Here is a 20,902-nt window from a genome sequence, read left to right on the forward strand (position 1 = left end):
TAAATCGTGTCAAGTAATGAATTATTATTAGCTACTGAGTACTTAGAAAAAGAAAAGAAAATTCCTAGAGAAGTATTAATTGATGCTATAGAAGCGGCATTAATTACCGCTTATAAAAAGAATTATGAAAGTGCAAGAAACGTTCGTGTTGAATTAAATATGGATGAAGGTACATTCAATGTTATCGCACGTAAAGAAGTGGTTGAAGAATCATTTGATAACAGAGAAGAAATCGATTTAAGTACGGCACTAGTAAAAAACCCAGCATATGAAATTGGTGATATTTACGAAGAAGACGTAACACCAAGTGATTTTGGACGTGTAGGTGCGCAAGCGACTAAGCAAGCTGTTATGCAACGTTTACGTGATGCTGAACGTGAAATACTTTATGATGAATTCATCGACAAAGAAGATGATATTGTGACTGGTCTTATTGACAGAGTAGATCATCGTTATGTATATGTAAACTTAGGGCGTACTGAAGCTGTATTGTCTGAAGCAGAAAGAAGTCCAAATGAAAGCTACATTCCTAACGAAAGAATAAGAGTGTATGTGAACAAAGTTGAACAAACTACAAAAGGACCACAAATATACGTTTCAAGAAGCCATCCAGGTTTATTAAAACGTTTATTTGAACAAGAAGTGCCAGAAATCTTTGACGGTACAGTTGTAGTAAAATCTGTAGCTCGCGAAGCCGGCGATCGCTCAAAAATCAGTGTACACTCAGACAACCATGACATCGATGCAGTAGGTGCTTGTGTAGGTTCTAAAGGTAGTCGTGTTGAAGCTGTTGTTGAAGAACTTGGCGGAGAGAAAATTGATATTGTGCAATGGGATGAAGATCCTAAAGTGTTTGTAAAAAATGCTTTAAGCCCATCACAAGTATTACAAGTTATTGTTGATGAAGAAAACCAATCAACCGTAGTTGTAGTGCCAGATTATCAATTATCATTAGCTATAGGTAAACGTGGACAAAATGCCCGTTTAGCTGCTAAATTAACTGGTTGGAAAATTGATATTAAATCAGAAACAGATGCTAGAGAAGCAGGTGTCTATCCGGTAGATGTTGAAGATACAGAAGATCAACTTAATGATGTTGTTGACGAAGAAAATGTTGATTTGGAAGAAACAGTCAATGAAGTTTCTGAAACAGTAACTGAAGAAGAAGACGCTGAAAAATAACTTGGAGTGATAACTTTATGAAAAAGAAAAAAATTCCAATGCGTAAATGTATACTTTCAAATGAAATGTACCCTAAGAATGACATGATTAGAGTTGTAATTAATAAAGACGGACAAATTTTTGCTGATGCAACTGGCAAACAACAAGGCCGTGGCGCTTATGTATCTAAAAATGTTAAATTAGTAGAAGAAGCACAACAAAAGGAAACATTAGAAAGATATTTCAAATCTAATGCTGAAACGTTAGAGCCTGTTTATAAAGAGATTATACGTCTTATCTATCGTGAAGAGATACCTAAATGACAAAAGAAAAAATTGTGAATTTTTTAGGATTAGCAATGCGTGCGGGAAAAGTGAAAACAGGCGAATCAGTCATTATAAATGATTTGAAGAACAATAAATTAAAGCTCGTAATCATTGCAACAGATGCTTCTGACAACACAATGAAAGTGATGCAGAACAAATGTGAAAGTTACCATATATCATTACGCATATTTGGAACGAGAGCTGAATTAGGACAGGCTTTGGGTAAAGCAGAACGTGTAAACATTGGAATCACTGATCAAGGCTTTGCTAAAAAGTTATTGTCAATGATTGATGAATATCGTAAGGAGTGACTATATGAGTAAACAAAGAATTTACGAATACGCTAAAGATTTAAAATTAAAGAGTAGAGATATTATCGACGAATTGCAAAAGATGGACGTTGAGGTAACAAGTCATATGCAAACGTTAGAAGATAATCAAATCCACGCATTAGATAAAATTTACAAACCTGAAAAAGCAAAAGAAGCAGAGAAAAAACAACAAAAAACTGCTCAAAACAAGCAACAATCATCAAATAATAAAGGTAACCAAAACAACAAGAATAATCAAAATAACAAAGGTAACCAAAATAATAAATCAAACAATAATAAACCGAATAACAAAAACAACAAAAAGAATAATAAAAAATCAAAACAAATAAAACAAGAAGAACCTAAAGAAATTCCAGAAAAAATCACTTATCAAGAAGGTATTACAGTAGGTGAACTTGCTGAGAAATTAAACGTAGAGTCTTCAGGTATTGTTAAAAAGTTATTCTTACTTGGTATTATGGCTAATATTAATCAATCATTAGATGAAGAAACACTTGAGTTAATCGTTGATGATTACGGTGTTGAAGCTGAAAAAGAAATTGTTATTGATGAAGAAGATTTATCAATTTACTTCGATGATGAAACTGAAGATGAAGATGCTGTTGAACGTCCAACGGTTGTTACAATCATGGGGCACGTTGACCATGGTAAAACAACGTTACTAGATTCTATTCGTCATACAAAAGTAACAGCCGCAGAAGCCGGTGGTATTACACAACATATTGGTGCTTACCAAATTGAAAATGATGGTAAAAAAATTACGTTCCTAGATACTCCAGGTCACGCGACTGTTTACAACAATGCGTGCGCGTGGTGCACAAGTGACGGATATAACTGTTTTAGTTGTAGCAAGCAGATGATGGTGTTATGCCTCAAACAATTGAAGCAATCAATCATGCTAAAGAAGCAAATGTCCCTACAATTGTTGCTGTTAACAAAATTGATAAACCAACATCAAATCCAGATCGTGTAATGCAAGAACTAACTGAATATGGTTTAGTACCTGAGGATTGGGGCGGCGATACAATCTTTGTTCCACTCTCAGCATTAAGCGGAGATGGCATTGATGATTTAATAGAAATGATTGTACTTACTTCTGAAGTACAAGAATTAAAAGCTAACCCAAGTAAAAAAGCTGTCGGTACAGTAATTGAAGCCGAATTAGATAAATCACGTGGTCCATCAGCCTCATTATTAGTACAAAATGGTACACTTAACGTTGGTGACTCTTTAGTAGTTGGAAATACGTATGGTAGAATTCGTGCTATGGTCAATGACCTAGGCCAACGTATTAAAACTGCAGGACCATCTACACCAGTTGAAATTACTGGTATTCATGATGTGCCAAAAGCAGGCGATCGATTTGTGGTTTTCAAAGATGAAAAACAAGCAAGACGTATTGGTGAATCTCGTCATGAAGCGAACGTAATTCAACAACGTCATGAAAGTAAGAGTGTTTCATTAGATAACTTGTTTGAACAAATGAAACAAGGTGAAATGAAAGACTTAAATGTTATTATTAAAGGTGACGTGCAAGGTTCAGTAGAAGCACTTGTCGCATCTCTAATGAAGATAGACGTTGAAGGCGTCAATGTACGTATCATTCACACTGCTGTGGGTGCAATTAACGAATCTGACGTTACATTAGCTAACGCTTCAAATGGTATTATTATTGGCTTTAACGTGCGTCCTGATACAGGCGCGAAACGTGCTTGCTGAGACTGAAGGCGTTGATATGCGTCTACACCGTGTTATTTATAGTGTTATAGAAGAAATTGAATTCGCGATGAAAGGTATGCTAGATCCAGAATTCGAAGAACAAATAATTGGACAAGCAGAAGTTCGTCAAACATTCAAAGTTTCTAAAGTTGGTACAATCGCAGGTAGTTATGTTATAGATGGTAAAATCACGCGTAACGCCGGCGTTCGTGTCATCAGAGATAATATTGTACAATTTGAGGGCGAATTAGACACTCTAAAACGTTTTAAAGATGATGCTAAAGAAGTTGCTAAAGGCTACGAATGTGGTATCACAGTTGAGAAATACAATGACTTAAAAGAAGGCGACATTATTGAAGCTTTCGAAATGGTCGAAATAAAAAGATAAATAATTGGAGATGAATCCAATTTAATGATAGAAAACCTCCAATAATTTAGAGGCTTTCAGAGTGTCAACAAAGTCTCTGACTTTGTTGGCATTTTTTTATGCACGATTTCAGCAGGCACAGCTTCAACCTGTAGTTTTTGGCTAGTGCTTTGCCGCAGGAGTTGGCTCAAAGTATTGTCATATTTGTAGTGAAAATATATAACTGAATTTGAACAATGATTTTCTATATAAAAATAAATCAAATGCCTTTATAGTAATTAGTATGTAGTCGTTCTTAAGCATACAAATTATTGGAGGCTTTTTATCTGGAAAAGATGCTATGGCTGTATTTTTAATATTAAAGTGCTGTCCAAAAGTGAAATATATAAGTATAATGATATTATTACATAAAAACTAGCGATTTAGTTTATGGATTAAAATATAACATGACTTAATATTACAACTTCAATTAGAAACAAAAAATTTTAACCCCTCGTAATGATGTAGCTTACTTTAAAAATCAAATTATAAAAACGCTTTAACCAAACAGTTTTCACAATAATTAAATATTAAAAAAGGGTAGCATATGTTTTGTAAATCATATGTATTTATTTGGTTGCGAATAAGTCAAAATATTATAGTGAAATTTTGGGATAACTATTTTACTGACACTAGCTGTCTATGTACTTAATTACAATTAAATGAAATAGGAGGTTATAAATGATGAGTGAATATTTAAGGGAGATCAATGAATTTTGGCAAGAATATTTGAAGCAATATAACTCTATTTATGATCAAAATACTTTAGAACAAATTATAAAAAATGATGATACGACAGCGTTCTTACATCCACAGGATTTAGCATATTTTAAAGAGCATTTTGGGAATAACTTTGCTGAAATACCTAGATTTAAAAAAATGATAGATTTTGCAAACGGAAAAGTAATTATTGATAAAAATAGACAAAGAATTTTATTTGAAAATGCAGAAATAAATCCTGCTATAGCTAGACCATATTTTGGGAACCCTGATTTAGCTGATATTGTTATATTAAAAAAGCAGCCAGAAAACGATTTTAAAATGTACGAACCTGATATACCAGAATCTGTAGTGATAGATTATCGGCAAAGAATATTATTGGATATACAAGGTAGATTAACATTTAATGGTGAGAAACTGTTTTTACCCTATATAGATAAACATAGATGGTTTATGAAATATTTATATAACGCTTCTTCGACTCTAAAACGTTTTAATATTGACCCAAACAGAGTTATGGTACTTAATTTTTTTCCTTATCAATCGGGGCATACTGCAGGAATACCAAAAGATTTTTTAACATTTAAACATGGATTACCTTCTCAGAGAATGAGTTTTAATTTGTTGTTGAAACTTTTAAACGATGATAAGCATCGCATTTATCTTGTTAGTGAGGAAGAATTATATATTTCGATTTTGAAGAACTTTGCTCATAGTTCAATATGTGACTACCTAATAGATCATTTATTCGTACTTGCTTCAAAACAAAACCGCCATGTTACTTTATGCAATGTGTTAAGTTACCAAGAACACAAAATACGTTTAAGAAAAAAACAAGAATTGAGTAAAATAGAATATTACAACTGGAATAAAGAACAAAAAGAAAAGCGAGAAAAAGGTAATTCAGATTTTTATAGAAAAATTAGCGCGATGCAAAAAAATGTAGAGCATCAACACTGAAATATTAATTATAAAAAGCCTATATTCAGCATAGAAGATATCTAAGGTGAGTATAGGCTAATTTTAAATGTAATAGTTTTTAAACAAAGTCTGGATATGTGCTTTGAATTCATCTACATAATGTTGAGGTTCTATAATTGTAATATATTGTGGATAGTCATATGCAATTTGTATGCTTTCTTTTTTTGAAATAATAATATGTGCGATAGTCCCATGATCACTTTCAGTTCTGTCTATAATAATGAACTGTCTTTGTATTTCTGACCACAGAGGATCTTTAATGAGTAACTTTACAGACTGAATATCTGAAAAAATAGTTTTATCAAACACTTCATTAAGTTGATCGATATTTATAATTGAAGACAAATTTAATATGTGTATCTTTCCTTGATACAAATAAGTAAACCAGTATTTGTTAGAAAAATATCTAGTATATATTGGAATTACTTTTATAGTCAAATTATTACTTATATGTATTGCAACAAAATTATTATTTTCAATGGCCATTTGGAGTCTGAAAATTAACGTGGTTTTGCTCATCTCACACGTCACTTTGAACTGGCTTAAGAGCTTGTTAGACAGGATTTTTTCAGCAAAATTAGAGTTTGCATTAAGCCCTCTAATAAGATTATAAGTGTCTTCATGTATTATCGGTGTAAAATTTTTCAATCTAAATAACAAGTTAAGTAATCTATTATTTTTAAATTTATATTTGTTGATTCTTAAACAATGTTTTTCAAAGTTATTATCGTATATTATTTCTCCATCAATACCATGCCATTCGTTATCTTCATATAAAAAACTGTTAATATCACTAAAATCTCGCTGAATTGAACGAACATTGACGTTAAGCTCGCTGTGCGAGTTCTTCTTTATTGAGTTTCTTTCCGTTTAAAAAGCGGGTATAAATATATAAAAGTCTTTCTGGTTTTTCCAATCATTCACAACTCCTAAAATAAATAAACTTAATTATTAAGTTGGCTTACAGTATAACATTACAATTTATATAATGTGTAAAACTTTATAAAAAACATTTATAAGCGTAGGTTAGGTGTTTCTATGTCAAAAAATCTTCTTAAAATAACAGTTAGGCATAATATTAAACACTTGAGCAATTTAAAATAGATTTTATTGACTATTAATGAAAAAATGTTTCATAAGTTAACAGTTAGGAATTAAAATAATGCCTAACTGTCATAAAATGTTTATTTTTTGTTAATAATGTACAATATAAAGTGTACAGGACTCGAACGAAACTTTTAAAAATATAACCAACTGAAATAATAAATTTGTTTGACGTTATGAAATGAACTGTCATATAATCTTTAAGTAAGGAAACATTTCCCGGACAAATAAATCGTGTGAGGTGAATATAATGAATATGAGAGTCGAACGTGTTGGCGAACAGATGAAGCAAGAAATTATGGATATCGCTAATAACAAAGTCAAAGACCCAAGAATCGGATTTTTAACGATTACAGATGTGCAATTAACAAATGATTTATCAATTGCAACAATCTATTTAACAGTATTAGGTAATGAAAAACAAAAAGAAGATACTTTTAAAGGGTTAGAAAAGGCAAAAGGTTTTATTAAATCTGAACTAGGTTCAAGAATGAGATTACGAATTATTCCTGAATTGAATTTTGAATATGATGAATCAATTGATTACGGAAATAAAATTGAAAGAATGATTCAAGATTTGCACAAAAAAGATTAATTATTATACCAAGTCGGAACAAAATCTCTTTAGATTTTATGTTTCAGCTTTTTTACATAACACAAAGCAAGCTAAGTCATGTTAATATGAGAGTAATGAAAAAAAGAGCATTAAAGGTGGCGTAAAGATGTATAACGGTATTTTGCCTGTGTATAAAGAACGTGGTTTAACAAGCCACGATGTAGTATTTAAATTGAGGAAAATTTTAAAAACAAAAAAAGTTGGACATACTGGCACTTTAGACCCAGAAGTATCAGGCGTTTTACCTATATGTATTGGTGGTGCAACTAAAGTCAGTGATTACATTATGGATATGGGAAAATCTTATAAAGCGACTGTTACACTTGGAAGTAGTACAACTACTGAGGATCAAACCGGTGAAATTCTTGAGCGAACAACTATTGCGCAAGATGAAATTACAGTTCAAGACATTGACCAAATATTGAATCAATTTGAAGGAACGATTACTCAAATACCACCGATGTACTCATCAGTAAAAGTGAATGGAAAAAAACTATATGAATATGCGAGGAATAACGAAGTAGTAGAAAGACCAGAACGACAAGTTAATATTATGCATATTAACCGTACATCTGAACTACGCTTTGAAGATAACAGTTGTCATTTCGAAATTTTAGTGGAATGTGGCAAAGGAACATATATCAGAACATTAGCGACAGATATTGGAAAAGCCTTAGGACTTCCAGCCCATATGTCAAAATTAACTAGAATTCAAAGTGGTGGATTTGATGTAGATGAAAGTCTTACACTAAATGACGTTGCAGAATTACATGAGCATGACGCGTTACAAGAAAAGCTATTTCCTATAGAATATGGATTAAAAGGTTTAAAACAAATTTTGATTTCAGATGCAGTAGTAAAAAGCAAAATTTTAAATGGCCAAAAATTCTATAAAAATGAATTCACAGAAACAATAGATACGATAGTGGCATTGGTAGATGTTACAGACAATAAAGTCTTAGCAATTTATGCGCCACATCCTGAAAAAATTGACGAAATTAAGCCTAAGAAGGTATTTAACTAAAGGAGAAATACGCATGAAAGTGATAGAAGTAGCTCATCCAATTCAAGAAGATCAATATATAACAGAAGACGTTGCCATGGCTTTTGGTTTTTTTGATGGCATGCATAAGGGGCACGCGAAAGTATTTGATATTTTAGAGCAAAAAGCAAAAGCATCCAATTTAAAAAAAGCTGTGATGACGTTTGATCCTCATCCTTCGGTAGTTCTAAATCCTGAACGTAAACGTACCGATTATTTAACACCAATACAAGATAAAGTTGAAATATTAGAGTCCTATGGCATAGATTATTGTATTGTTATTAACTTTTCTTCAAAATTTGCTAATGTACCCGCTGAAACTTTCATAGAAGAGTATATTATAAAAAATAATGTTAAAGAAGTAGTAGCTGGTTTTGATTTTACATTTGGTAAATTTGGTAAAGGTAATATGATGATATTAAATGAAATGACTGAATTTAATACGACAGTGGTAAGTAAACAAGAAATAGAATCTGAAAAAATTTCAACTACTGAAATTAGAAAATCGCTTAAAACAGGTGACTTGCAAAAGGCTAATGAAGAATTAGATTATCTCTATCGTATTAAAGGGACAGTTGTGCAAGGTGAAAAACGTGGAAGAACCATTGGATTTCCAACAGCAAATGTTCAACCTAGCGGTGATTATGTTTTGCCTAAAAATGGTGTTTACGCGGTAAGTATGGAAATTGGGGCGAATAAAAAGGTCTATCGAGGTGTGGCTAATGTTGGTGTGAAACCAACATTTCATGACCCTTCTAAAGCTCAAGTAGTCATAGAAGTGAATTTATTTGATTTTAATGAAAATATTTATGGCGAGCGTGTCACTGTATTTTGGCATCATTATTTAAGACCAGAAATTAAATTTGATGGGATAGATCCTTTAGTAGAACAAATGAATAAAGATAAAGAAAAAGCGAAATACTTATTATCAGTTGATTTTGGAGACGAAATATCATATAATATTTAAGTCGAATGTGTTTTACACATTTAAGGCACCTTTATCTTGGCAGTCCGAGTCTCCAACGGTTCGCTCGGTTAAAGGCGCATAAAAATTAAAGGAGGAAATTGACTATGGCAATTTCACAAGAACGTAAAAATGAACTAATTAAAGAATATCGTACACACGAAGCGGATACTGGATCTCCAGAAGTACAAATCGCTGTGTTAACTGAAGAAATCACTACATTAAACGAACATTTACGTCAACACACGAAAGACCACCATTCACGTCGTGGACTATTAAAAATGGTAGGTCGTCGTAGACATTTACTTAACTATTTACGTGGCAAAGATGTACAACGTTACCGTGAATTAATTAAATCATTAGGTATCCGTCGTTAATTTTAAGATGGATATTGAAAGGGAAAGAACCTTCAGGGTCCTTTCCCTTTTTTATAATCTAGAAAGCATATTATTTAAAAAGTAATATACTAATATAAAATTTTTCTAAGAAATGATATGATGTAACTAATAGATATATGAGAGGAGATTCGTAATGTCTCAAGAGAAAAAAGTTTTTAAAACTGAATGGGCAAATAGATCATTAACGATTGAAATAGGGCAACTTGCTAAACAAGCTAATGGTGCCGTGCTAGTTCGTTATGGTGATACAGTAGTATTATCTACTGCAGTAGCTTCAAAAGAACCACGCGATGTTGACTTTTTCCCATTAATGGTAAATTATGAAGAAAAAATGTATGCAGCAGGTAAAATTCCTGGTGGATTTAAAAAACGTGAGGGACGTCCAAGCGACGAAGCAACATTAACTGCGCGCTTAATTGACAGACCAATTCGTCCGCTTTTCCCTAAAGGATATAAACATGATGTACAAATCATGAATACCGTATTAAGTGCTGATCCTGATTGTTCTCCAGAAATGGCAGCGATGATAGGTTCATCTATGGCACTTAGTGTTTCAGACATTCCATTCCAAGGACCTATTGCTTGGTGTCAACGTAGGCTATGTTGATGGTGAATACGTAATTAACCCAACTGTTGCACAGAAAGAAGTGTCGCGTCTTGATTTAGAAGTTGCTTGGTCACAAAGATGCTGTAAATATGGTTGAGGCAGGCGCAAGTGAAATTACTGAAAGTGAAATGCTTGAGGGAATCTTCTTTGGTCATAATGAAATACAACGTTTAGTTAATTTCCAACAAGAAATCGTGGATCACATCCAACCAGTGAAAACACCATTCACACCTGTTGAACAAGACGAAACGCTTGCAGAAAAAGTGAAACAGCTTACTGAAGCCAATGGTTTGAAAGAAGCTGTATTAACGTTTGATAAACAGCAACGTGATATCAATCTTGACACATTAAAAGAAAAAGTTGTTTCAGAATTTATTGATGAAGAAGATGCTAATAATGCTGCACTAATTAAAGATGTGCATGGCATTTTAAATAGTTTAGTAAAAGAAGAAGTAAGAAGATTAATCGCTGAAGAAAAAATCAGACCTGATGGCCGTAAATCAGATGAAATTCGTCCACTAGAATCAGAAGTTGGTGTGTTACCACGCGTACACGGCTCTGGCTTATTTACACGAGGTCAAACACAAGCACTATCTGTGTTAACATTAGGTTCAATGAGCGAATATCAAATTCTTGATGGCCTTGGTGAGGAACAACAAAAACGTTTCATGCACCATTACAACTTCCCTAACTATTCAGTTGGTGAAACAGGTCCAGTTCGTTCTCCAGGACGTCGTGAAATTGGTCACGGTGCTTTAGGTGAGCGTGCATTGAGTCATGTTATTCCAGATACTAAAGACTTCCCTTATACTGTAAGAATTGTGAGTGAAGTATTAGAATCAAATGGTTCATCTTCACAAGCGTCAATTTGTGGTTCTACGTTAGCCTTAATGGATGCAGGTGTTCCTATTAAAGCACCAGTAGCCGGTATTGCTATGGGATTAGTAACACGTGATGATAGTTACACTATTTTAACGGATATTCAAGGTATGGAAGATGCTTTAGGTGACATGGACTTTAAAGTAGCCGGCACGTCTGAAGGCATTACTGCAATACAAATGGATATTAAAATTGATGGTCTAACAAAAGAGATTATTAGAGAAGCTTTAGACCAAGCACGTGAAGGTCGTTTAGCTATTTTAGAACATATGCTACAAACAATTGATACAACACGCGGTGAGTTAAGTGCGTTTGCACCTAAAGTCGTTACGATGACAATCAAACCTGAAAAAATCAGAGATGTTATTGGACCTGGCGGTAAGAAAATTAATGAAATCATTGATCAAACAGGTGTGAAACTTGATATTGAACAAGATGGTACAATCTTTATAGGTGCTGTTGATAAAGATGCAATCGCCGAAGCACGTAGTATCATAGAAGATATTACGCGTGAAGCTGAAGTTGGCCAAGTATATGAAGGCAAAGTAAAACGTATTGAAAAATACGGTGCATTTGTTGAATTATTCCCTGGTAAAGATGCTTTAGTTCATATTTCACAAATTGCAAATGAACGTATTGATAAAGTAGAAGATGTATTGAAAATTGGAGATACATTTAAAATAAAAGTAACAGAAATTGATAAACAAGGTCGCGTGAATGCGTCTCATAAAGTGCTTTTATCAAATTAATATAAAATAAAAAATCGAATTTTATTAGAAACTAGTAAATGATATGAATCGCGTTACGATAGAATGTTTCCTGTTCTATTCTTAAACGGTTTTCATATCAAAGTATACTGGTTTCTTTTTTATTTAATGCAAATATTAGCAGAATTATTGCGTAAGTAATTAAATACATAAGTGTATAAGACTAAAGTTTAATTTTCAGGAAATTCATAGTTTCTATTGTAGTAAAAACGTGAATATGAAAATATAAAACAAAACATAGAAAATATTGAAGATTTATAAGTAATTGTTTATTTATTGATATCAATCCCGAACTATTTATAGTAATTACTTTAATAGTGTACATAAAGCCTATTTTAACTTATAATATACTATGAGTTTATATATGGACGGGAATTTAAATAGGAGGTAACATTTTGAGTTTAATTAAGAAAAAAATAAAAATATTCGTATAATTCCACTTGGCGGAGTTGGAGAAATTGCGAAAAATATGTATGTCGTTGAAGTAGACGATGAAATGTTCATGTTAGATGCGGGGCTGATGTTCCCAGAAGATGAAATGCTAGGTGTGGACATTGTAATTCCTGACATTCAATATGTCATTGATAATAAAGATAAATTAAAAGGTATATTTTTAACGCATGGCCATGAACACGCTATCGGGGCTGTCACATATGTATTAGAACAAGTAGATGCACCTGTGTACGGTTCTAAATTGACAATCGCGTTAATTAAAGAAAATATGAAAGCACGTAATATTAATAAAAAAGTAAGATATTATACAGTGAATAATGAATCAGTTATGCGTTTTAAAGGGGTAAACATTACATTTTTCAATACAACGCATAGTATTCCAGACAGTTTAGGCGTATGTATTCATACATCATATGGTGCGATTGTTTATACTGGCGAATTTAAATTTGATCAAAGTCTACAAGGTCATTATGCACCAGACTTGAAAAAAATGACTGAAATAGGCGAAGCAGGCGTGTTTGCGCTCATCAGTGATTCCACTGAGGCAGAAAAACCAGGTTATAATACACCAGAAAATGTCATTGAATCACATATGTATGATGCGTTTACTAAAGTAAAAGGCAGACTAATTGTTTCATGTTACGCATCGAACTTTATCCGCATTCAGCAAGTATTGAATTTGGCTCAGAGATTGAATAGAAAAGTTTCTTTCTTAGGCCGTTCATTAGAAAGTTCATTTAATATCGCTAGAAAGATGGGCTATTTTGATATTTCTAAGGACTTATTAATTCCAATTAATGAAGTTGAAAATTATCCTAAAAATGAAGTTATTATTATTGCAACTGGTATGCAAGGTGAACCAGTAGAAGCATTAAGTCAAATGGCTCAAAAGAAACATAAAATAATGAATATTGAACAAGGGGATTCTGTATTCCTAGCAATTACTGCTTCTGCAAGTATGGAAGTCATCGTTGGTAACACGCTAAATGAATTAGCGCGTGTTGGTGCAGAAATCTTACCTAGTAGTAAAAAAATACACACTTCAAGTCATGGTTGCATGGAAGAATTGAAGATGATGATTAATATTATGAAACCAGAATACTTTATACCAGTAAATGGTGAGTTTAAAATGCAAATTGCTCATGCAAAATTAGCGAATGAATCAGGCGTAAAACCTGAGAAAATCTTCCTTGTGGAAAAAGGTGATGTCGTTAACTATGATGGTGACGAAATGATTTTAAATGAAAAAGTGAATTTTGGTAACGTGCTTATCGATGGTATTGGTGTTGGAGACGTAGGAAATATCGTTCTGAGAGATCGTCATTTATTAGCAGAAGATGGTATCTTTATTGCGGTCGTAACACTTGATCCGAAAAACAGACGAATTGCAACTGGACCAGAAATTCAATCTAGAGGTTTCGTTTATGTTAGAGAAAGTGAAGCTTTATTAAATGAAGCTGAAGAAAAAGTGCGTGAAATCGTTGAACTAGGACTACAAGAAAAACGCATTGAATGGTCTGAAATCAAACAAAGTATGCGTGATCAAATTAGCAAGTTATTATTTGAAAACACGAAACGTCGTCCGATGATTATTCCAGTTATTTCTGAAATTTAATAGTTTCCATACTAAACAAAGAGGTTAAGACAAACGCTTAGGTAAACATATTTAAAAGTAGATTGCAGTTGATTGTTATATCTTAAATATGACATGCAAGCAACCTTTAAATCCACTCAAAGCGAACATTGTCTTACCTCTTTTATGTTATTATAGAATACAAATAAACTTTTATTATACAAACATACTTATATAATAAAATCTAAATACATATTATTTACGATGAATAAAAGTGATTCACATAACAATCAATGGGTATAGGATTAAAATAAAATTGAAATCAGAGTTAGAAAAGTAGGTGTGGAACGTGGCACAAACAAAAAAGAGAACTACAACTAAGAGAAAACCAACAAATACAAGAAAGAAAACAACAAATAAAAAGAAAAAACAAAGCGACAGTCCTATTAGATATGTTTTTGCTATTATCGCTTTTGTATTAATTATACTAGGCGCGTTCCAACTTGGTATTATTGGAACAATGATAGATAGTTTCTTGAACTATTTATTCGGTAATAGCCGTTTCATAACATATATATTACTAATTATAGGCACAATATTTATCACTTATTATAAAGCTTTACCGAAGACAAGACGTACAGTTGGTGCTTTTCTATTACAATTCGCACTATTGTTAGTGACACAAATCTTCTTTTACTTTACTAATAATGCACAAGCTGAACGAGAACCAGTATTGTCATTTGTCTATAAGGCTTATGAACAGACTAACTTCCCTAATTTTGGTGGAGGGTTAATAGGATATTACTTATTAACTTTATTCACGCCTTTAATTTCTATTGTTGGTATTATTATTGTGACAATTTTATTGATTGCTTCAAGTGCAATTTTACTTTTAAAGCAAAGTCATCGTGATGTATCGAAAATCGTATTTGAAAAGGTGAAAATTAAAAGTCAAGATGCTTCTGTAAACTTAAAAGAAAAAAGAAAACAAAATAAAATTAAAAAAGATGCTAAAATGCGTGTAAAAGCAGAGAAAAAAGCTGAATTGCAAGCACAACAAGTCGCTACTCAGGATGAAGCTAATAATGAAGTTAAAGATGTAAGTGATTTACCTGAAGTTTCAAATTTAACTGCAGAACAGCAACAATCCATACCTATATATGGACATGGTGATAACGATGATGATAGTGCTCAACCTACGGAAAATAAAAAATACAAACGTAGTCAACGCACGCGCGATCAAGAAGATGCCAATGAGCCAATACCATCACAACAAAGTTCTAAAGAGGAACAAGCTTCATTAGATCAGTTGATAGATGAATCTGAACAAGCCTCAGATGAAGAAGGCGCAAATTCAATATCTGAAGCAGGTGAGGTTGAAAACGAAGCATATACAATACCACCGCTTTCCTTACTCAATCAACCTGCTAAGCAAAAAGCTACATCTAAGGCAGAAGTACAAAAAAAAGGTCAGTTACTAGAAACCACGCTCAAAAACTTTGGTGTTAATGCTAGAGTGACTCAAATAAAAATTGGTCCAGCGGTGACACAATATGAAATACAACCTGCGCAAGGTGTGAAAGTAAGTAAAATTGTTAATTTACATAATGATATTGCTTTAGCACTTGCCGCGAAAGATATTCGTATAGAAGCACCAATACCTGGTCGTTCAGCTGTCGGTATAGAAGTGCCTAATGACAAAGTATCACTCGTTTCATTAAAAGAAGTATTAGATGAGAAGTTTCCTGCCAAAAACAAATTAGAAGTTGGATTAGGTAGAGACATTTCAGGTGATCCAATTACAGTTGAATTAAATAAAATGCCTCACTTACTAGTAGCAGGTTCAACTGGTAGTGGTAAGTCAGTTTGTATTAATGGCATTATTACAAGTATTTTACTTAATGCTAAGCCACATGAAGTAAAACTTATGTTAATTGATCCAAAAATGGTAGAGTTGAATATATATAACGGTATACCGCATTTGCTTATACCCGTTGTGACAAATCCACATAAAGCATCACAAGCACTAGAAAAAGTAGTTGCTGAAATGGAAAGACGTTACGATCTATTCCAACATTCTTCAACTAGAAATATTGAAGGCTATAACGAAGCAATTAGACGACAAAATAAGGAACTAGAAGAGAAGAAATCTGAGTTACCATATATTGTGGTGATAGTTGATGAATTAGCAGATTTAATGATGGTTGCAGGTAAAGATGTGGAAAATGCAATTCAACGAATTACTCAAATGGCACGTGCAACAGGTATTCATTTAATTATTGCAACACAACGTCCCTCTGTAGATGTTATAACTGGTATAATCAAAAATAACATTCCATCAAGAATCGCTTTCGCTGTGAGTTCTCAAATTGACTCTAGAACGATCATAGATAGTGGCGGCGCAGACAAGTTACTAGGTAAAGGTGATATGTTATACGTTGCAAATGGTGGCTCTACGAGAACACGCGTGCAAGGTGCATTTTTAAGCGATCAAGAGGTACAAGATATTGTTAATTATGTTGTTGAACAACAAAAAGCGAACTATGTTAAAGAAATGGAACCAGATGCACCAGTTGAAAAATCAGAAATGAAAAGTGAAGATTCACTTTATGATGAAGCATATATATTTATAATTGAACAACAAAAAGCAAGTACATCCTTGCTACAAAGACAGTTTAGAATTGGTTATAATCGAGCTTCAAGACTGATGGATGATTTAGAACGGAATCAAGTTATTGGACCACAAAAAGGTAGCAAACCTAGACAGATACTTGTGGATTTAGATAGTGATGAGGTGTAAATATGGAACTTACTTCTGTGTATAAAGTTAAAGAGTGGATGATTCAACAAATTAAAGAAGGTAAATTGAGTCCTGGAGAGCCATTGCCAAGTAATTTAGCAGTGGCTAGAACACTAAACGTTAAAACAGATGACGTTTATGATGCCGTAGATGAATTGATTACAGAACAAGTATTATCTAATAACTTAGGGGAAGGTGCGAGTGTTAAATCACTGCACCCGTTCTTCTATCCTTTAGGTGAACTTGTAAGTATTAGTCAAATGATAGAACAACAAGGCTTTAATGCTAGAACAGAATTTATAAGCTTAGATGAAAAACCAGCTACTTCATTGGATGCATTAAGATTAAACATTCCTGATAAAGCTTCTGTGACCATTATAGAGCGTGTCAGACTGGCAGATCGACAACCAGTAGTATATTGCTTAGATAAAGTGCCCGCTGATGATTTAACGTGTGCACAGTATCAAAATAGCGATGAATCTTTATTAAACGCGATTGAAGCTTATGCTAATAAAAAAGTTGCCTATGCGAATACAGAAATTGAGGCAATTAGTTACGAACCTCATATCTCGGACGTGCTAGACGCATCACCGCATGAAGGGCTCATGCTTTTGAAATTAATACATTACGATAATGAAGATAATCCAATACTTTATTCTTTTAATTATTTCAAAAGTAGTTTAGTAAAATTTAAAACGGTTAGAAATAGAATATAAAAACAAAATTATGAAAGCGGGGCATGACAATTTGAAGATAGATAAACAGCAAAATGACTTGCATATAAAAGTAATGCCAACAACAAAATTTAAAACAACCACAATCACATTGAAATTTATGGCGCCATTAGATAGCGAAACAATGACAGCACGTTCACTATTGAGCAAAGTACTCGTTCGTGCGACAAAACAATGGCCGACGGATAAAGCATTTAACCAACACTTATCACAATTATATGGTGCATATGTCAATAGTTTTATTTCAAAATTCAAAGACAAGCATGTAATTACAATATCTTTAGAAATCGTAAACGAACGTTATTTAAAAGACCAGACACCCTTATTTGAAAAAGGTTTGAATCTGTTAAAAGAAATGATTTGGAACCCGTTAATTACAGATGGTGAATTTGATGAAACTTTTGTTGCACAAGAAAAATCGTTATTAACAAAAAAATTAGATGCTATAGTTGATAATAAATCACAAATTGCATTTTTAAACTTACTGAAAAATATGTTTGGAGACCAACCTTATCGCCATATAGCGTCAGGGCAAGTAGAATACATATCAGTGCATAACACCAAAAAATTTATATCATACATATCAATCTATGCTAAAAGATGACTACTGCGCGGTTTATGTAGTAGGCAACGTAGATGAGCAAGCAGTGAAATCACAAATTCAATCATATTTTGATCTTAAACCTTTTCAATTTGAATTATCACATGCAGTACCAACACCGACATCACATACTTTACCACAAGAAATTATTGAAACAGATGTAGTGGATCAAGCTAAATTAAATATGGGATATAAATTCCCAAGCACAATATGGCGATCCACAATACTTTGCTATGGTCGTGTTAAATGTCATGTTTGGCGGTGATCCATCGTCCGTATTATTTAATGAAGTACGTGAGAAACAGAGCTTAGCGTATTCAATACACTCTCAAATGGATGCTAAAAATGGTTTTATGTTTGTACTTAGTGGTGTTTCAGCTGACAAATATGAAATAGCTAAAGATACAATAATAGCTGAATTTGAAAAATTCCAACAAGGTGAGTTTGATGACGATAAATTAGAGCTAGCTAAAAAAGTAATTATTTCACAACGTCAAGAATCTCATGATAGACCAAAAAGTATTATTGAAATATTAAATAACAATATTTTACTTGATGAAGATATGTCAGAAACAAGTTTTATTGAAGGTATACAAAATGTATCTAGAGCAGAGATTCAGCAATTAGCACAAGAAACAATATTAGATACGATTTACATTTTGACGAAAGGAGGTAATGACTGATGAATGAAAAATATTATAAACAAATAGACGAAAAAGTTTATGAAGCTGAGTTAAATAATGGACTCAAATTATTTGTTATTCCGAAAAAAGGATTTCAAAAAACCTTCGTCACATACACAACACAATTTGGTTCATTAGATAATAAATTTAAACCACATGGTAGCGATACATATGTCACAGTACCTGATGGCGTAGCACACTTTTTAGAACATAAATTATTTGAAAATGAAGAAGAAGACTTATTTACTGCTTTTGCGGAAGACAACGCTCAAGTTAACGCCTTTACGAGCTTTGATCGAACAAGCTATCTATTCAGTGCTACTGATAATGTAGACCGCAATATCAAACGTTTATTAACGATGGTAGAAACGCCTTATTTTACTAAAGAGACAGTTGATAAAGAAAAAGGAATCATTGAAGAAGAAATTAAAATGTATCAAGAACAACCAGGCTATAAATTAATGTTCAATACGCTAAAGGCTATGTATGAAACACATCCGATTCGTGTAGATATTGCAGGTAGTGTTGAAAGCATTTATGAAATAACTAAAGATGATTTATATCTATGCTATGAAACATTCTATCATCCATCGAACATGGTGTTATTTGTTGTAGGTGATGTAGATGCAGAGCACATTTATGAAGTCATTGCTGAGCACGAAAATAAAAGAGACAAAGTGAATCAACCACAAATTGTCAGAGATGCTTTAGCTGAAAAAAGCGAAGTTAATGAGGTAAACGTATCAGAATCCATGAAACTTCAATCACCAAGATTAATGCTTGGTTTTAAAAATGAAACTTTAAAAAATGAACCTAACGAAGCTTATGTTAAACGTGATTTAGAAATGACACTATTTTATGAAATGGTGTTTGGTGAAGAGACAGATTTTTATCAAACGTTGCTTAATCAAGATTTAATAGATGAAACATTTGGTTATCAATTTGTTTTAGAACCAACTTATAGCTTTTCAGTTATCACGAGTGCAACGCAATATCCTGATAAATTGAAAGCACTATTATTAGAGGAATTAGAAAACACACAAGGTAAACTAAGTGATGCAGAGGCCTTTAATTTATTGAAAAAACAATTTATCGGAGAATTTATCTCAGGTTTAAACTCACCAGAGTATATTGCTAATCAATACACAAAACTTTATTTTGAAGGCGTAAGCTTATTCGACTTATTAGACATTGTTGAGAGTATCACTTTAGATAGCGTGAACGAAACAGCAAATACATGTTTAAATCTAACACAAGTTGTAGATAGTCGTTTGGAGATGAAATAAAATGAAAGCTTTGGTCATGGGAGGATCTGGTACAATAGGTTCTGCAATTGTCGATCGTTTATTAACGGATGGGTATGAAGTCATCGTACACTATAATAAATCAAACATAGAAACTCTAACTAAGCGCTATGAACAAAAGTCAGTACAATTTGTAAAATGTGATTTAACTCAGTGTAATGAATTGGACAAAGCTTTTGGCTTTATAAAGAATTTAGATTGTTTAATTTATAGTAGTGGTTCAGCTTTATATGGGCAATTACAGGATATGACAGACGAAATGATCGATTCGAGTTATCAAATACATGTGCGTCAATTTATAAGAACAAGTCGATATTTTACAGATCAATTAAGACAAAGTAAAAATGGTAGAATCATCGTTATCTCATCTATTTGGGGCGAAACTGGCGCAAGTATGGAAACTGTTTATTCAGCTATGAAAGGTGCACAAATTAGTTTTGTTAAAGCGCTTAGCCAAGAGTTAGCTATGACAAATGTTACGGTTAATGCTATTGCACCTGGTTTGGTAAGTGGCAACATGACTCAAGTCTGGACGGCAGACGAACTTAGTGACATAACAAGCGATTTACCACAACAAAGATTGATTGCACCTGAAGAAGTTGCACATACGTGTAGTTATTTATGCCATCCATTAGCAAAGAGTATCACGGGGACAGTACAAAAAGTGAATGGCGCATGGTATTTATAAATTTTAATATTGTGTAAAAAAATAAGCCAACTATGAAACATTCA

At 32.8% G+C, this 20,902-nt stretch carries 13 protein-coding genes and 5 pseudogenes; 17 read left to right on the top strand and 1 reads right to left on the bottom strand.

What is annotated here, in order from left to right:
• Nucleotides 1–6: 6 nt before the first annotated feature.
• The 5 genes and pseudogenes from nusA to ABLV90_RS10405 all read left to right on the top strand — a co-directional run bounded on the left by nusA (nucleotide 7) and on the right by ABLV90_RS10405 (nucleotide 5,624).
• The gene (nusA, locus tag ABLV90_RS10385; protein ID WP_460872604.1) at nucleotides 7–1,182 is read left to right on the top strand and encodes a transcription termination factor NusA; all 1,176 of its coding nucleotides are present in this window, start codon (nucleotides 7–9) and stop codon (nucleotides 1,180–1,182) included.
• Nucleotides 1,183–1,199: 17 nt separating this feature from the next.
• On the top strand, nucleotides 1,200–1,484 hold the full coding sequence (gene rnpM, locus ABLV90_RS10390) for an RNase P modulator RnpM (RefSeq protein WP_069816016.1): 285 nt from the start codon (nucleotides 1,200–1,202) through the stop codon (nucleotides 1,482–1,484).
• A complete protein-coding gene (locus tag ABLV90_RS10395) occupies nucleotides 1,481–1,798 on the top strand; it encodes a L7Ae/L30e/S12e/Gadd45 family ribosomal protein (RefSeq protein WP_002507846.1) in 318 nt (105 codons plus the stop codon). Before rnpM ends, ABLV90_RS10395 begins: the two co-directional genes overlap by 4 nt.
• 4 nt (nucleotides 1,799–1,802) lie before the next feature.
• Nucleotides 1,803–3,926 (top strand): annotated as a pseudogene (gene infB / locus ABLV90_RS10400) (translation initiation factor IF-2).
• Nucleotides 3,927–4,628: 702 nt separating this feature from the next.
• Nucleotides 4,629–5,624: a hypothetical protein gene (locus tag ABLV90_RS10405; RefSeq protein WP_427704738.1), complete on the top strand. Its 996-nt coding sequence runs from the start codon at nucleotides 4,629–4,631 to the stop codon at nucleotides 5,622–5,624.
• A 63-nt stretch (nucleotides 5,625–5,687) separates the two neighbouring features.
• Here ABLV90_RS10405 and ABLV90_RS10410 read toward each other — a convergent pair whose 3' ends face one another.
• A complete protein-coding gene (locus tag ABLV90_RS10410) occupies nucleotides 5,688–5,990 on the bottom strand; it encodes a hypothetical protein (protein ID WP_460872605.1) in 303 nt (100 codons plus the stop codon).
• Nucleotides 5,991–6,996: 1,006 nt separating this feature from the next.
• Here ABLV90_RS10410 and rbfA point away from each other — a divergent pair.
• From rbfA to ymfI, 12 genes and pseudogenes are all read left to right on the top strand, one after another.
• The gene (gene rbfA, locus ABLV90_RS10415; protein ID WP_460872876.1) at nucleotides 6,997–7,344 is read left to right on the top strand and encodes a 30S ribosome-binding factor RbfA; all 348 of its coding nucleotides are present in this window, start codon (nucleotides 6,997–6,999) and stop codon (nucleotides 7,342–7,344) included.
• A gap of 127 nt (nucleotides 7,345–7,471) precedes the next feature.
• On the top strand, nucleotides 7,472–8,389 hold the full coding sequence (gene truB / locus ABLV90_RS10420; RefSeq protein ID WP_427704733.1) for a tRNA pseudouridine(55) synthase TruB: 918 nt from the start codon (nucleotides 7,472–7,474) through the stop codon (nucleotides 8,387–8,389).
• A 13-nt stretch (nucleotides 8,390–8,402) separates the two neighbouring features.
• Complete coding sequence (gene ribF / locus ABLV90_RS10425) at nucleotides 8,403–9,374, top strand: riboflavin biosynthesis protein RibF (RefSeq protein WP_427704731.1); 972 nt, start codon at nucleotides 8,403–8,405, stop codon at nucleotides 9,372–9,374.
• A gap of 104 nt (nucleotides 9,375–9,478) precedes the next feature.
• The gene (gene rpsO, locus ABLV90_RS10430; protein ID WP_427704728.1) at nucleotides 9,479–9,748 is read left to right on the top strand and encodes a 30S ribosomal protein S15; all 270 of its coding nucleotides are present in this window, start codon (nucleotides 9,479–9,481) and stop codon (nucleotides 9,746–9,748) included.
• A 154-nt stretch (nucleotides 9,749–9,902) separates the two neighbouring features.
• Nucleotides 9,903–12,004, top strand: a pseudogene (gene pnp, locus ABLV90_RS10435) (polyribonucleotide nucleotidyltransferase).
• 442 nt (nucleotides 12,005–12,446) lie between these two features.
• Nucleotides 12,447–14,090, top strand: coding sequence for a ribonuclease J2 (gene rnjB, locus ABLV90_RS10440; protein ID WP_460872877.1), 1,644 nt, complete (start codon nucleotides 12,447–12,449; stop codon nucleotides 14,088–14,090).
• Between the two features lie 307 nt (nucleotides 14,091–14,397).
• A pseudogene (locus ABLV90_RS10445) lies at nucleotides 14,398–15,270 on the top strand (cell division protein FtsK); the annotation flags it as partial.
• A gap of 111 nt (nucleotides 15,271–15,381) precedes the next feature.
• A pseudogene (locus ABLV90_RS10450) lies at nucleotides 15,382–16,848 on the top strand (DNA translocase FtsK); the annotation flags it as partial.
• Between the two features lie 2 nt (nucleotides 16,849–16,850).
• Entirely contained in the window at nucleotides 16,851–17,564 is a 714-nt protein-coding gene (locus ABLV90_RS10455; protein ID WP_069832860.1) for a GntR family transcriptional regulator, read from the top strand.
• Nucleotides 17,565–17,574: 10 nt separating this feature from the next.
• Nucleotides 17,575–18,866, top strand: a pseudogene (gene yfmF / locus ABLV90_RS10460) (EF-P 5-aminopentanol modification-associated protein YfmF).
• Nucleotides 18,866–20,152 (top strand): EF-P 5-aminopentanol modification-associated protein YfmH, encoded by a 1,287-nt coding sequence (gene yfmH, locus ABLV90_RS10465; RefSeq protein ID WP_427704721.1) that lies wholly within the window; start codon nucleotides 18,866–18,868, stop codon nucleotides 20,150–20,152. Before yfmF ends, yfmH begins: the two are co-directional and overlap by 1 nt.
• A 1-nt stretch (nucleotide 20,153) precedes the next feature.
• Nucleotides 20,154–20,858: an elongation factor P 5-aminopentanone reductase gene (gene ymfI / locus ABLV90_RS10470; protein ID WP_427704718.1), complete on the top strand. Its 705-nt coding sequence runs from the start codon at nucleotides 20,154–20,156 to the stop codon at nucleotides 20,856–20,858.
• Nucleotides 20,859–20,902 lie beyond the last annotated feature (44 nt).

The organism is Staphylococcus sp. 2S1 (assembly GCF_046721335.1).
GTDB lineage: Bacteria > Bacillota > Bacilli > Staphylococcales > Staphylococcaceae > Staphylococcus > Staphylococcus equorum_A.

What these genes read in the sequence shown, in the direction of transcription:
- rnpM (WP_069816016.1), top strand. Translation starts at nt 1,200, where the DNA reads ATGAAAAAGAAAAAAATTCCAATGCGTAAATGTATACTTTCAAATGAA.
- ABLV90_RS10395 (WP_002507846.1), top strand. Translation starts at nt 1,481, where the DNA reads ATGACAAAAGAAAAAATTGTGAATTTTTTAGGATTAGCAATGCGTGCG.
- ABLV90_RS10405 (WP_427704738.1), top strand. Translation starts at nt 4,629, where the DNA reads ATGAGTGAATATTTAAGGGAGATCAATGAATTTTGGCAAGAATATTTG.
- truB (WP_427704733.1), top strand. Translation starts at nt 7,472, where the DNA reads ATGTATAACGGTATTTTGCCTGTGTATAAAGAACGTGGTTTAACAAGC.
- ribF (WP_427704731.1), top strand. Translation starts at nt 8,403, where the DNA reads ATGAAAGTGATAGAAGTAGCTCATCCAATTCAAGAAGATCAATATATA.
- rpsO (WP_427704728.1), top strand. Translation starts at nt 9,479, where the DNA reads ATGGCAATTTCACAAGAACGTAAAAATGAACTAATTAAAGAATATCGT.
- ABLV90_RS10455 (WP_069832860.1), top strand. Translation starts at nt 16,851, where the DNA reads ATGGAACTTACTTCTGTGTATAAAGTTAAAGAGTGGATGATTCAACAA.
- yfmH (WP_427704721.1), top strand. Translation starts at nt 18,866, where the DNA reads ATGAATGAAAAATATTATAAACAAATAGACGAAAAAGTTTATGAAGCT.
- ymfI (WP_427704718.1), top strand. Translation starts at nt 20,154, where the DNA reads ATGAAAGCTTTGGTCATGGGAGGATCTGGTACAATAGGTTCTGCAATT.